The sequence below is a fragment of the Lactobacillus johnsonii ATCC 33200 genome (assembly GCF_000159355.1).
In the GTDB taxonomy this organism is placed as follows: domain Bacteria; phylum Bacillota; class Bacilli; order Lactobacillales; family Lactobacillaceae; genus Lactobacillus; species Lactobacillus johnsonii.
Map to the genome: position 1 here is coordinate 404,156 of NZ_GG670121.1, position 14,764 is coordinate 418,919.

Below are 14,764 nucleotides of genomic sequence, written 5' to 3' on the forward strand. Positions count from 1 at the left end.
GGAGGATTTTAGAAATGTGTACTGGTTTAAGATTCACAGATGATCAAGGAAATTTATACTTTGGCCGTAATCTAGATGTTGGACAAGATTATGGCGAAGGCGTTATTATCACGCCGCGTAATTATCCTCTTCCATATAAGTTCTTAGATAACACCACTACTAAAAAGGCAGTTATTGGAATGGGTATTGTGGTTGATGGTTATCCATCATACTTTGACTGCTATAACGAAGATGGATTGGGGATTGCCGGTTTAAACTTCCCACATTTTGCTAAATTTAGTGTTGGTCCTATTGATGGCAAAATCAACTTAGCCTCTTACGAAATTATGCTCTGGGTTACTCAAAACTTTACTCATGTTAGTGAAGTAAAGGAAGCCTTAAAGAACGTTAACTTAGTCAATGAAGCTATTAACACATCATTTGCTGTTGCCCCTCTTCACTGGATCATTAGTGATAGTGACGAAGCCATTGTTGTTGAAGTTTCAAAGCAATATGGAATGAAGGTCTTTGATGATAAAGTTGGCGTTTTAACTAATAGCCCTGACTTTAACTGGCAGCTTACTAACCTTGGTAACTACACCGGTTTAAGCCCACATGACGCTACAGCCCAAAGCTGGAATGGTCAAAAAGTTGCTCCTTGGGGTGTAGGAACTGGTAGCTTAGGCCTGCCAGGTGACAGTATTCCAGCCGACCGTTTTGTTAAAGCAGCTTACTTAAGCGTAAACTATCCAACTGCCAAAGGTGAAAAAGCAAACGTTGCTAAATTCTTCAACATCTTAAAGTCTGTTGCCATGATCAAAGGCAGCGTGGTCAACGATCAAGGCAAGGACGAATATACTGTCTATACTGCCTGCTACTCTTCTGGAAGCAAGACTTACTACTGTAATTTTGAAGATGATTTTGAATTAAAGACTTATCAACTAGACGATAAAACAATGAATTCAACTGGTCTTATTACTTACTAATTTTTATTATTTATATCCTATATTCCCAACAAATTTACTAAAAACAAAAAAGCCACCTATTTCAGGTGGCTTTTGTCGTATACAAGTGTTTAATTTTAGAAAGGACTGTTATTATAGCATGATATGTAGCTACGGTCAATATAATTTTCTTTTTTATTCACCTTTAAAACTGCCATCTTCAACTTCACGAATAAAGTCAGCCAAATGTTTGTAGTAAACATCTGGATTATCAACCATATGATGGTGACCTCCATCAGGAGTAGTAACTAGGCGTGAATTTGGAATTTCTTTTTGCATAATTTTAGCAGTAGAAATTGGCATAGTTTCATTTTCACCGAAAGTAATTAAAGTTGGTACTTTAATATTCTTAAGTTGGTCTCTAAAGTGCCAATCTTTAAGCTTACCAGTAATAACAAATTCATTATCACCTTGGAAGACATTATAAACATCACTGCCACCAAGATCCTTTAAGTGATAAAGCTTTGAAGGTTGCTTTCTATCAACAAAATTAATATTTAAAATTTGTACATCATCTTGGTAGCGTTGATTATCATAATCATTATTTTTTTCACATTCATGCATGAAATCAATTTCTGTTTGAGGAAGAACTTCTTGCCTTCTTCTATTTACAGAATCAACATACTCATCAATTTCATCAACCATTGAAGAAATAATGGCTCCCTTTAAATGTTGGCCATATTTAACCGCATATTCTTGCACTAAGAGGCCGCCCCAGCTTTGGCCAATTAAGTAGAAATTATCTAGGCCAAGCTTTTCACGCACTTCATCAACTTCATCTAAAAAATATTCATAAGTCAAATACTTCTTAGCAATTTCTGGATCTGAGTAGTCTGGTTGATCAGAGTAAAGTGACCCTAGTTGATCATACATAGTTACTTGAACATTAAGTCCCTGTTTCTTTAATTGTTCTGCAGCATCTTCCCAATATTCATGATTTCCACCAGGACCACCGTGAAGTGCTAATAAATGAATGTCACCTTCACCTTGAGTATTAGTCCACAAGTGATAACCGTTGTCTAAAGTAATAATTTTAGTGCCAGTTCTCATAAAATTCTCCTTTTTAGTTTTTATTTTATATTTTATCTCATTTTCTTTTTAATTCCGATATGAATTGCACCAGCACCTAAATTTAATTTGGTTATTGTTACATTTTTAAAGCCATCTTGCTCAAGCATTTCCTTTAAACGCGTAGCTGAAATAAATTTAGCCGTAGTATGTGATAAGTACTTATAATCGTCAACATTAGCACCCAATAACTTAGCAAAATTAGGAAATAGTTTGAAGTAACTCTCCCACCCTAACTTAATAATTCGATTAGTTGGCTGTGAAGTCTCTAGAATTCCAACTTTTCCACCTGGCTTTAAAACCCGATAAATTTCCTTCAAAACTTGATCTGCATCAGGAACATTACGTAAACCAAAACCAATTGTTACAATATCAAAGCTTTGATCTGGATAAGGCAAATGCATTGCATCCCCTTGCTTTAACTGAATTTCTTTTTGTAAATTTTGCACCCTGATCTTTTTATCAGCTAAGTCGAGCATTTTTTGATTAAAATCTAGTCCAATTACATTGCCAGAAGGGCCCACTTGTTTTGCTAAGGCAATTGTTAAGTCACCAGTCCCGCAACATAGGTCTAAAGCAAAATCTCCGGCTTTTATTTTTAATTTTTTAAATAACTTTTTCCGCCAACCATTTTGTGTTCCTAAGCTAATCAGATTATTCATCTGATCATAATGCGGAGCAACTCGTGTAAATAAATCATGTACGTCTTTTTCCGGTACCTTATTAGTTAAACTCATTTTTATCACCAAACTTATTATCCCAACAAAAAAGCTATGATTCAAATGAACCATAGCTTTCCTTAAATTCGATTAGATTTACGACGCCAAATGTGAACTAAACTCCCAATAACTAACCCTAAGATTGTCGGTACAACCCAGGCTAGGCCAACATTAGCAAATGGCAAATACTGAAGTCTAATACGACTAACAGCATTGTAGAATGACGTTTCAGCAATTGGTGCTGGCAAGTTTGTAATTAAATCAAAAGTAGCTGGTATTAAAGTTAATGCCATTGTTATTTGATAGATTACCCTATCTTTTTTGAAAAATGGTGAGAATAAAGACAAGATAATCAAAACAATTGCTAAAGGATACAAAAACATTAAAACAGGAAGCGACCAGTGAATAATTTTATCTAGTCCTAGATTTGCAGTTGCAAATGATCCAATACAAGCGATGGTTAACCATCCCTTATAACTAAATTTTGTATAATGAGCTGCAAAATCTAGTGCAAAAGCTGCTAAAACCCCAACCGCTGTCGTTAAACAAGCTAAAAATACTAAAACAGCTAATAAAGCTTGACCAAAGATGCCAGCATAATATCTAACGATATGGGATAACAGAACCCCGCCATCACTAGTTATTCCAAAATGTCCTAATGACATTGCTCCGACCATAATTAACAAAGTATAAATTACTCCGATAGCAATAACTGCTATTAAGCCAGACTTTGCTGTAATTTTTGCTGTTTCAATTTCATTGTTACCAATTAATTCTTTAATAGCTGTTACCACGGTTACGCCAAAAGCAAGACCGGCTAAAGCGTCCATCGTGTTATATCCTTCTAAAAATCCTTTTACTATTGTTCCTTGAGCATAAGCTTTGCTAACGGGAACAGTTCCTAAATTACCTAACGGACGGGCAAAGGCAATAACAAAAACTAGAAATAGTAAAACTAGAAAAATAGGATTTAAAATTTTACCTAAAGAAGACAGGATGTCGCTTTCGTTATATGCAATAACAAAAACGATTGCAAAAAAGATAGCGGTAAAAACAATCAATCCGCCGCCTTGAAATTGCTTAGGAAGAAGCGGGGCTACCCCTACCGTATATGCAACGGTCGCATTTCTTGGTGCTGCAAATAACGGTCCCATTGTTAATTGGATCAAAGTCATAAACAAAAGAGCAAAAACTTTTCCTACTGGTAATCCAATTTGATAAATGCCATTACTACGAGTAATTGCAACGGCTAGGAGTGAAAGTAGCGGTAAAACTACCCCAGTAATTGAAAAACCAATTGCTGCTGGTCCCCAATTTTTACCAGCAAGCTGGCCTAAATGAAGTGGGAAAATTAAGTTTCCTGCACCAAAGAATAGTGCAAAAATCATTGATGCTACAATTAAATATTGTTTTGTCGTCAGCTTCTTTTCCTGCGCTTCTTTCAATTATATTCCTCCAAAAAATTAATTATTTTTAGTATTTTAGCAAAAAAACGCTGTAAACTCTAGTGTTTACAACGTTTTAATCGATTAATACTATTTTTCTAATTCATCATTTGCGCTATTTGCGGCAATTCTACCAAAAGTAAAGATATCAGCAAGCGAATTTCCACCTAAACGGTTACCTGCGTGAATTCCGCCGGCTACTTCTCCAGCAGCATAAAGACCAGGAATTTGCTTATCATCTTTATCTAAGACATGAGCACCTGTATCAATCTTCAAACCACCCATAGTATGGTGGATGGCTGGCTTTCTCGGGGTTGCATAGAATGGAGCAACTTCGCATTTTAGATTAAAGGCTGATTTTTCAAAATCTGGATCTTTTCCTGCTTCAACATAAGAATTATATTTCTCAATGGTCTCAACTAAAGTATCAGGATCCATTCCAACTTGCTTAGCTAAATCTTCTAAACTATCAGCTCTAAACAAGGTACCGGCTTTAACCTGTGCATCAATTGATTCTTGAGTTGTGTTATAAGCAGTATCTTTGATCTTATCGTCAGCAATTAAATAGAACAAGCCACCATGATCGATAGCCGCCTTGGTTAAGACATCACGTTCTGCAAATTCATTTACGAAACGCTTCCCCTTTTGATTAACCATAATATAGTTTTCTGGTGGAGTTTGTAGACCAGTAAATAGTTCACCAGTCTTTGGATCAGAAACGGGCATCATCTGAATAAAGCCCATTCCAACTAAGTCTGCACCTGCCTCTTTACCAAGATTAATTCCGTCCCCAGTAATTGCAGGAGAATTAGTAGTGGCAATATTATCATCAATATGCTTCCAGTAAGTATTGTATTTTTGAACCATTGGTGTATTTGCCCCAAATCCACCAGCAGTTAAAATTACAGCCTTAGCATTAACAGTGATTGTACTGCCATCTGGTCTTTTAGCAATAACGCCTTTAACTTGACCATCTTCAATAATCAAGTGCTCAGCTCGAGTATCGGTCAGAATTCTTCCACCATGATCCTTTACCCAATCACCTAAAACATGAATAAAGGCATAACCCATTGGTTCAACTGGCTTGTGCCCTCTTCTCCATAAGGCGCCTACTGGCATTGTTACTTGACTGCGATCGAATTTGACTCCTAAATCGCTTAACCAATGCACTGAGTACAAGGCATTATCGATTAATTCTTTGACTAAAGCATAGTTACCATGAATTTCATTTCCATTTAAGTCGGTTCTCTTACCACCTAAATAGGTTTGAATTTCATGAAGTAATTTTGAATCAAATAGATAGTCAGCACCAGAAGCTACATATCCTTTTATTTGTTTTTGTAATTTTTTAAAGTCTTCTTGATACTCTGGATCGATCTCTTCAAGTGGAGTTGCTGCTAGTTCTTCTAAGGTTTCTTTTTCACCGGCTAAAGCTTTAAATTTATTTTGCCAATCTGGTTCTGCAGCATTCATTGGACCACCAGCACGACTAGTATTTCCTCCAATTTGTGGGAACTTTTCAAGTACAATGACATCTTTACCATGTTGAATACTTCTAGCAGCGGCAGCTAGACCTGCACCACCAGCTCCAACAACTAAAACATCAGTTGTATAAGTCTCATTTTTAGCTCTTTGTTCCTTTGGTTTAGCTCGGTTTTTCCACTCATCTGGATCTCCACCAGCTTCACTAATTGCCAATGCTACTCCATCAATAACACCATGACTAGAGATAGTAGCACCACTAACTGTATCAACATTTAAAGTCTGATTTTCAACAATTTCTTCAGGCAAACGTCTAAATACTTCGTCAGCTACTCCCTTAGTTTCACCTTTAGCGTCTACCTTAATATCTTCAATCTTATTTTCGGAAAGAGTAACTTCCATAGGCATGAAACTTGCACCATGTCCTTGAGCTTTTACGTTATATTTTCCTGATTTCATAATTTCCCTACCCTTTCTTAAATATTTTCACCTAAATTATAAGTTATTAAATCTACAGGCTTAAATATCTTTTTTACAAATTACTAATAACAAATTTGTTATAGCGGACACAGTATGACGTTTCATTTACCTTATCTAATAATGGGCTGTAAATTTTTCTTTTTAAATTCTTCAACTAAATTTTTTAAAGCTTGCGATTTTGTTTTTTCAGCTTTTGTTGCAATAAAGAAAGTAACGTTAATTAAGTCATAGCTTAAGGGAAAAAGGTTAATTGGCGTTTCACCAATTTTTTTAATGATGCTAGCAGTGGAGATAGTTAATCCCATCCCATGAATTGCTAGACTAGTTGCAGTAATAATGTTTTTAGATTCTAAAACAACTCGTGGTTCTAAATGAAATCGTTGGAAAACTCCATTGACTTGGTGCCGAATAGCCGAACCAGGAACACTTAAAACAAAAGGTTCTTGTAATAAGTCTTTTAGGTTTAAGTCATCTGGTTTAAGAATGAATTTTCCTTCCTGGTAATACGGAGATGAAGGTGAAATTACTACATAGTATCTTTCACCACCATTACTTACAATATCTAAGTTTGAATCAATTGCCTCTGGAGTTTGACCAATATAGCAATCAATATTTCCACTTAGTAAATTTCTTTCACTTTCTCTTGGGAAATTTTCAAAAAGTTGTATTTCTACTCGAGGATTTTTCTTTAAAAAATCTGGCAGTATTTCTGGTAGTAAATAAGTGCCTAGACTCTCTAAAATTCCAATTCTGATGATTTCTTTATTAGGATGTGTATATTGGGCTAATTTTTTATTTAATTGTTGTTTGTTATAAGAAATATTTTCTAAATATTGATAATACAGTAAGCCTGCTTGAGTCAATGCATAGGGCTTTTTATCCCGATCAATAATTGGCGTTCCTAAACGGTCTTCTATTCTTTTTATTAACTGGGTGAGATAGGGTTGAGAAATGTAGAGCTTTTTTGCTGCTTTCACAAAACTATCTTCTTTGAGTAATACATCAATAAAATGCTGTATTTCTTCTGGGTTATTCATTGTTTGTTTCCTTAATATAGTTTTTATATTATAAACAAAAGAGCTATGGATACCTCAAATTTACCATAGCTCTTTTGCTTTACATATTAACTTGAATACAATTTGAATGTAATATTATTAGTTATATTTTACAAGTAAAAATGTTTAATTTATTAATTTTTTTGCTTTTATTTAGTCTGTTTAAATCAGTGATGATAATGATAAATTACCAGTGGCAAAATTGTAACGATAAGGCACAGACCAATCATTGTCCAAACATAAACGCCTTTTAATTCAGTCGGTGTTCCCTGCGCCGGGATAAAGGAAATAAAGAAGGCTACTACAGTTATTACCAGGGCAATAATTGCGATTATTACCCCTAAGCCCTTGCTCCTTGTCATATAATAGCTGCGCTTTAGATTTCCATGTTTCACCTTTAAAACGATGTAAGAGACCAACATTAAAATGTAGACCATCAAGTACTGAGCAGTCGTAGCAGCTAAAGAAACATTAAAAGCAAAATCAGAGTTCTTACCACTAGTGAAAGTAATTAAAATTGCAGATGCAGTTACAATCAAAGTCTGTAAAACAATCAACCGCATCGGTACGTCACGATCAGTAGATTTAGCGAAGAACTTAGGCATATAGCCTTCTTTAGCAGCTTCAAACATCCCCTGACTAGGACCAGCAAGCCAATTTCCAAGTTCTCCAATAATACCAGCTGCCAGTAACACACCGATAAACTTCTTAATAACATCCCCTGGTAAGCCAATTGAATCTAAAATTTTTCCAAAGGCATAGACAAAACCAGTTGAATTTTGAATTTGATTTTTCGGAATTGTCATTCCAATTGCGGTACTACCAAGTAAGTCAAAAGAAATAGCAGTCACAGCTAAAGCGAGCATAACAGTGGAATACTTTTTAGGATTTTCCAAATATTTTGCATGCGGAGCAGATGCTTCCCCACCACAAAATGCCAACACAAATGGCACAAAAGCTACTAAGGTAGCCCCAGTTAAGTGATGTGGAAAGATATTATTCCAGCTTAAATGCATATATAGGGGACGTCCTTGAAAGAGATATACAAAGAAGGTAATAATTAGCAAAATTACCGGTAAAGCTATTCCAAGTCCAAATAACCACTCTGCAATATGGCCTATTTTCTTAACTCCTACCATTTCGACAAGAGTAATTGACCAGATAATTACCATCATCAATAGAAATCTAATACTTGGTGTTGTGTTAAACCAAGGAGTATCAAAGGTAATAGATAAGACACCAATAATTACGTACATCATTGTGTTCATCCCAACAGTAATGTGAATCCATTGATAAAACATAGCTGTCCAGCCAGCTCTATCTCCTAATGACCCCTTTACCCAAGTAAAAATTCCACCCTTATCCCAGCCGTCAACTGAAGCCACTTCTCCTGCCATTTGCGTAATTGGTACAAACCATATTAAGCCTGCTAATAGCAAATAAAAAACTGCTGTTGGACCAGTTTTTCCAAATGGAGCCAACTCATTAACTGAGATAACCATTGATGAAGTCATGGCGAATAACTTCAATACTGTTAACCGATTATACTTTTCGTCTTCTTCTAATTTGGTCAAAGACTCGCCTTTATCAGACACAATTTTTCCTCCGAAAAAGTTTTTTCGGAAATTAATTATACACTTCTTCCTCAAAATTGGTCTAAAAACTTTAAAAATAAAAAAGCTAGATTTACTTAATCAAATCTAGCTTTTTTATCTCCTATTTCATCCATGGAAAAATATGCCTTAAAACTTTACGCTCTTGTTCATTTTGTCCATCTACCTGTGTAGCTTCTTTCTTAGAAGCCATCTCCGCTTTCTTTTCTTCCTCTGTTTTTAATGACTGCTCTTCCTCCTTTGCACCTTTTTCTTCCGCTTTCTTCTTAGGTTTTATATCTTTGCTTTTTTCTTGCTCTATTTTTTTAGATTCTACTTTTAATTCACTCATCTCATCAAAAGTATAATATTTAACCGGTGTATTTTCGCTAGTATCTTTTACCGTAATTGTTGCTCGATCTGGAATATAATTCATAATTCTCGGTACACCTTGTGTTTTAATCACTTTAGTTGCATCGCTTGGATCGGTTACATATGGTGGCTGTTCTACACCAATTAAAACATTTCCTTTTGTATCAACTGGTACTATCCGCCCATTGGCTTTATAAGTTACCGTGAAGTTTAGATCGGCTTTTTTTACTTTTTCTTCATCAATTATATTTTTGTCTGCATGATAACCATCAATGACTGGTGTTTTTACGGATATATATTGCTTCTTGTCTACCAACCATCCTGTTGTATACTTACCGGCATCTACTAATTCACCCGTATTATCATCAACAGTCAAAGTTCTCGTCCAATTAGCACCCTGAATTCTAGTAATTGGGGTCTGGTCTCCAGCTCCCTGATATTTAATTATTTCTTTAACTGGGACACTATACAAAGTTGGTTTAATCGGACGATAAGGATGTTCGCTATTCACAGGAATATAGCGTGGTTTTAAGGTATAGGCCACCTTAATATCCGTAAAAGGATCATTGACAGAAATTGTATTTTTAACTGGTGCATATCCTGGCACTTCTGGTACTTCTTCAGTAAAGAGGACACGCACAGGATCATATGGATCATTAACATATGTTGGGTGCATAGCATTTTTAATTTCATTTCCATGCTCATCAACCGGGATCATCTTTCCAAGCGGAGTATAGGTAATTGTAGCCATTAAGTCAGTTTCCGTAACTGGGTGTTCGCCAATTAAGCCAATATTTGCGGCGAAGCCCTTAATTACAGGTGTAGGAGTTGCTTCAAAAATATCTTTATCATCTACCCAGTCGGTCGTATACATACCGTTTTCAATAATTTCTTTACTTACTTCATCATAAGTAATTGTTCTTGTCCAACGCACTGTTTGTTCGGCATCTGGAGGAGTCTGGTCTCCAGCTCCTTGATAATGAACTCGGGCGGTAACAATTCGGCGGTAATATGCCGGACTTATTACTTCTTGGGGATGTTTTTCATCGACTGCAACATATTTATGAACTAATAAATATGGAATTTCATAATTACGACTTGGGTCTGCAATTTCCACTTCTTTAATTTGTTTTAAGACAATATTTTTTAGGTCTAATTCCGGTAAAACGACCTTAGTTGGATCAATTGAATTGGTAATTAGTTGCTTTTTATCTATTTCTGAAAATTCATTATGATTTACATCAACAGGAATTAAATATCCGTTTGAATAGTATTTAACTTCTTCAGTTACATCTTGTTTTTCTACTGGTGAGGCTACTACTTCACGAATCCTAGTATGATATCCCGAAACTACAGGCACGGAGACTGACGGGTAAGTTTCACTACTATGCCATTGACTTGTGTATTCTCCTGGAATAATTTTTTTAGTTACGAGATCAACTGTTAGGTTCCGTTTTAAAATAGCTGTTTGAACTACATCATCTAGCTTTTTATTATCTATTCCTGAAAAACGAATTTTTCTATGAACTTCTTTTTCGTACAAACTTGCATCAATTCCTGAAAATGGATGTTCAGAATTAACAACTTGTTTTTTATGCTTTAAAACCATAAAAAAGATTTGAACATAGTCTCTACTATTTCCAAAAACAGGCTTCTGTTCCTCAGAATCAAAATCATTAGTAACAACTTCATATCCCTTAGCTGTTAAATTTTTCAAAACCTCTGCGGTATTATAAGGTATTTCTTTTCCAGGTTTTCCTTTTAATTCTCCAGAAGTTGCTAATTCGCGGTTGTTATCATCAACGTCAATAAATTTTATTTCAGCTTTTTGCCTTCTAGCATTTTTCTTATTGGGTGAATAAGTGACTACATATTCATACTTCGGGTGTTGAATAGTTGCTGTCTCTCTACCAATTACTGCCTTATCAGGTGTATAGTTCATCACAGTTGGGCTTGCAACTAAAGGAAAGGAATACTTTTCTGGTTGCCAGGTATTAGTTAATAATTTTTTCTTAGTGACTTTGTCATAAATAATTTTTCTATTACAAGCAACCTCAGTAACCTTGTCAGGAATACTTTGATCGAGTCCAACATAGTGAACTACTTGTTCACCTTTCATTTGGACATCCTCTAAATGGCAACCATACTTTAAATTTTTGGCAGTTATTTCTTCTTTACCATGTTTAAAAGTAAGTGTGAATTCTTGAGAGTCTTCATTAAAGAAATTTACTTTATCATTTGGATCAAAAGGATTATTAATCAGTACATAACCAGCAGCTAGTATTTTTCTTATCTCATCTTCTGTCCTGTAGTCTATTCTTTCTCCTACTTTTCCCTCTAACTCTCCTGAATTTGCAAGTTCAACCAAATTATTGTCTAGGTCTACATATTTAACAACAACTGACATTACTTATTCCCTCATCTATCTTGATCAAATCTTAATAACATATAGTAGCTTACTTATCATTCTTTTTCCCTAACCATTATCATAAGGCACCCTATATTGATAAGCAAAAGAAAATATATTTTTTATAGCATTAACAGTTTCACATGAAACATCTGCAAAAGAAGTTTCAAAAAAATCAGATTTTGTGTTTTTATTAACAAACTCAAGTGTATAATAAAAGACGGTCATACTATTAATTTTGACGGAGGTTTAATTTATGACAAAGATTTTTGCTTACGCTATTCGTAAAGATGAAGAACCTTTCTTAAACGAATGGAAAGATGCACACAAGGATATTGAAGTTGAATACACTGATCAACTTTTAACTCCTGAAACTGCTAAATTAGCTAAGGGTGCTGATGGTGTTGTTGTTTACCAACAATTAGACTACACTCCAGAAACTCTTCAAGCTTTAGCTGATGCTGGCGTAACTAAGATGTCATTACGTAACGTTGGTGTTGATAACATCGACATGGACAAAGCTAAGGAATTAGGCTTTGAAATCACTAACGTTCCTGTATACTCTCCTGACGCAATTGCTGAACATGCTGCAATTCAAGCTGCTCGCGTACTACGTCAAGATAAGCGTATGGATGAAAAGATGGCTAAGCGTGACTTACGCTGGGCACCTACTATTGGTCGTGAAGTTCGTGACCAAGTTGTTGGTGTTGTAGGTACTGGTCACATCGGTCAAGTATTTATGAAGATTATGGAAGGCTTTGGCGCAAAAGTTATTGCTTACGATATCTTCAAGAACCCAGAACTTGAAAAGAAGGGTTACTACGTTGACTCACTTGATGACTTATACAAGCAAGCTGATGTAATTTCACTTCACGTTCCAGATGTTCCAGCAAATGTTCACATGATTAATGATGAATCAATCGCTAAGATGAAAGATGGCGTTGTAATCGTAAACTGCTCACGTGGTCCACTTGTTGACACTGACGCTGTTATCCGCGGCTTAGATTCTGGTAAGATCTTTGGTTTCGTAATGGACACTTACGAAGGTGAAGTTGGTGTATTTAACGAAGATTGGGAAGGTAAAGAATTCCCAGATGCTCGTTTAGCTGACTTAATCGATCGTCCAAATGTATTGGTAACTCCACATACTGCTTTCTACACTACTCATGCTGTACGTAACATGGTAACTAAAGCATTTGACAACAACTTAAAGATGATCAACGGTGAAAAACCAGATTCTCCAGTTGCTTTGGACAAGAACAAGTTCTAAAAATCAAATTATGATGATCAAAAAGATCTTGAGATTTTCTCAAGGTCTTTTTTCTACCCTAAAGGATTTTTTATTAATGAAATTACTTCTTACCGGCGACAGTATTATTGCACGCTCTGAAAATCATTCTATTCCAGAAATTAACTTTCAATTGCAAAAACTAAATTCGTATCAGATTTACAATACAGCTATCTCGGGAATCAATTCTGGTGGCCTTGGCCTCTCTTTACCCAATTTGGTATTCAATCAGCCAAAATGCGATTATCTGATTATTTTAGTTGGCACTAATGACCTAGCAGTACACAAGCAAGTCCCTGTGCAACAATTTGAAGATAATCTAAAATTAATTGCTTCTAGCATTATTTGGCTCTATTACCCAGAAAAGGTTATCTTTGTTACCCCACCTGCAGTTGATGAAAATAAGCAAAAAGTGCGAAATAACCTCTTAGTGCAGGAATATAGTAACATAATCAAACACGTTACAAAGAAATATAAATTTTTATTTATTGATCTGGCAAGTAAGATGCAGGCAAGTAAAAATTTCCCAGAAATTTTCAATGGTAAAAAGAATGATGGACTCCATTTTGGTGTTAAGGGTTATGAGCTCTTAGCAAAATTAATTGTCCAAAAATTAAATCAAATTTCTAATTGACTTCTGCCAGATATTCGAGTAAAGTTTAGCTAATTTAATATTAAAACGTTGCTTCTAAAGAAAGGACTTTACAATGAGTTTGTGGGAAACAAAATTGGCCAAAAAAGGATTAACTTTTGATGATGTACTTTTAATTCCAGCTGAAAGTCATGTGCTGCCGAATGAAGTTAAACTAGATACTAAATTAGCGCCCAATCTTCAACTTCATATTCCACTCATTTCCGCAGGAATGGATACCGTTACCGAAGGAAACATGGCAATTGCCATGGCCGAAAATGGTGGCTTAGGGGTTATTCATAAAAACCTTTCAATCGAAGCCCAAGTTGAAGAAGTTAAAAAAGCTAAAGGTAAAACTGTAGATCCTAACTTACCTCACCCTGCAGTTGATAATCAAGGTCGTCTCTTAGCTGCAGCTGCTGTTGGCGTTACAAGTGATACTTTTGAACGTGCTGAAAGTTTACTTGAAGCTGGTGCTGACGCAATTGTTATTGATACAGCACACGGTCATTCTGCTGGCGTTTTACGTAAAATTAAGGAAATTCGTGAGCATTTTTCTAATGCTACATTGATCGCTGGAAATGTTGCTACTAGCGAAGGAACTGCTGCGCTATTTGATGCCGGAGTAGATGTTGTTAAAGTAGGAATTGGACCTGGTTCAATTTGTACTACACGTATTGTTGCTGGTGTGGGCGTTCCACAAATTACAGCTATTTATGACGCTGCTAGTGTTGCACAAAAATATGGCAAGAAAATCATTGCTGATGGTGGTATTAAATATTCTGGCGATGTTGTTAAGGCTTTAGCTGCAGGAGGAAATGCTGTAATGCTTGGTTCAATGTTCTCAGGAACCACTGAGGCTCCAGGAACAATCTTTACTAATGAAGGCAAACAATTCAAATCCTACCGCGGTATGGGTTCAGTTGGCGCTATGTCTCAACAACATGGATCATCTGACCGTTACTTCCAAGGTGGAGTTAATGAAGCAAATAAATTAGTTCCTGAAGGTGTTGAAGCCTTAGTTCCTTATAAAGGCGATGTCTCAAATATCATCTACCAAATTGATGGTGGTCTACGTGCAGGTATGGGATATGTAGGTGCAGGTACAATTGAAGAATTAATTGAAAATAGTCAATTTGTTCAAATTACTAATGCTGGTTTACGTGAATCTCATCCACACGATGTTCAAATGGCAAAAAAAGCTCCAAACTATGGCGGTAGCGACTTATAAAATTTAGATTT

Annotated in this window: 11 protein-coding genes; 4 read left to right on the forward strand and 7 right to left on the reverse strand. The window is 35.6% G+C overall.

Annotated elements, in window-relative coordinates:
• The first annotated feature begins 14 nt into the window (after positions 1-14).
• The gene (bsh, locus tag HMPREF0528_RS07060) at positions 15-965 is read left to right on the forward strand and encodes a choloylglycine hydrolase (protein WP_004896245.1); all 951 of its coding nucleotides are present in this window, start codon (positions 15-17) and stop codon (positions 963-965) included.
• Between the two features lie 153 nt (positions 966-1,118).
• Here bsh and HMPREF0528_RS07065 read toward each other — a convergent pair whose 3' ends face one another.
• The 7 genes from HMPREF0528_RS07065 to HMPREF0528_RS07095 form a co-directional block, all read right to left on the reverse strand.
• On the reverse strand, positions 1,119-2,033 hold the full coding sequence (locus tag HMPREF0528_RS07065; RefSeq protein WP_004896247.1) for a prolyl aminopeptidase: 915 nt from the start codon (positions 2,031-2,033) through the stop codon (positions 1,119-1,121).
• A 32-nt stretch (positions 2,034-2,065) separates the two neighbouring features.
• Positions 2,066-2,788: a bifunctional demethylmenaquinone methyltransferase/2-methoxy-6-polyprenyl-1,4-benzoquinol methylase UbiE gene (ubiE, locus tag HMPREF0528_RS07070; protein WP_034525361.1), complete on the reverse strand. Its 723-nt coding sequence runs from the start codon at positions 2,786-2,788 to the stop codon at positions 2,066-2,068.
• A gap of 62 nt (positions 2,789-2,850) precedes the next feature.
• Positions 2,851-4,215: a branched-chain amino acid transport system II carrier protein gene (brnQ, locus tag HMPREF0528_RS07075; RefSeq protein WP_004896253.1), complete on the reverse strand. Its 1,365-nt coding sequence runs from the start codon at positions 4,213-4,215 to the stop codon at positions 2,851-2,853.
• Between the two features lie 90 nt (positions 4,216-4,305).
• Entirely contained in the window at positions 4,306-6,156 is a 1,851-nt protein-coding gene (locus tag HMPREF0528_RS07080; protein ID WP_004896255.1) for a flavocytochrome c, read from the reverse strand.
• A 131-nt stretch (positions 6,157-6,287) separates the two neighbouring features.
• The gene (locus HMPREF0528_RS07085) at positions 6,288-7,214 is read right to left on the reverse strand and encodes a LysR family transcriptional regulator (protein WP_004896257.1); all 927 of its coding nucleotides are present in this window, start codon (positions 7,212-7,214) and stop codon (positions 6,288-6,290) included.
• A gap of 185 nt (positions 7,215-7,399) precedes the next feature.
• A complete protein-coding gene (locus HMPREF0528_RS07090) occupies positions 7,400-8,827 on the reverse strand; it encodes an APC family permease (protein ID WP_004896261.1) in 1,428 nt (475 codons plus the stop codon).
• A 121-nt stretch (positions 8,828-8,948) separates the two neighbouring features.
• On the reverse strand, positions 8,949-11,603 hold the full coding sequence (locus HMPREF0528_RS07095) for a mucin-binding protein (protein WP_004896262.1): 2,655 nt from the start codon (positions 11,601-11,603) through the stop codon (positions 8,949-8,951).
• 256 nt (positions 11,604-11,859) lie between these two features.
• Between HMPREF0528_RS07095 and HMPREF0528_RS07100 the strand changes: the two genes are divergently transcribed.
• From HMPREF0528_RS07100 to guaB, 3 genes are all read left to right on the forward strand, one after another.
• Positions 11,860-12,873, forward strand: a complete 1,014-nt coding sequence (locus HMPREF0528_RS07100; RefSeq protein ID WP_004896265.1) for a D-2-hydroxyacid dehydrogenase — start codon at positions 11,860-11,862, stop codon at positions 12,871-12,873.
• Positions 12,874-12,949: 76 nt separating this feature from the next.
• The gene (locus HMPREF0528_RS07105) at positions 12,950-13,525 is read left to right on the forward strand and encodes an SGNH/GDSL hydrolase family protein (RefSeq protein ID WP_034525305.1); all 576 of its coding nucleotides are present in this window, start codon (positions 12,950-12,952) and stop codon (positions 13,523-13,525) included.
• A gap of 73 nt (positions 13,526-13,598) precedes the next feature.
• Positions 13,599-14,753: an IMP dehydrogenase gene (guaB, locus tag HMPREF0528_RS07110; RefSeq protein ID WP_004896274.1), complete on the forward strand. Its 1,155-nt coding sequence runs from the start codon at positions 13,599-13,601 to the stop codon at positions 14,751-14,753.
• Positions 14,754-14,764: the final 11 nt, after the last annotated feature.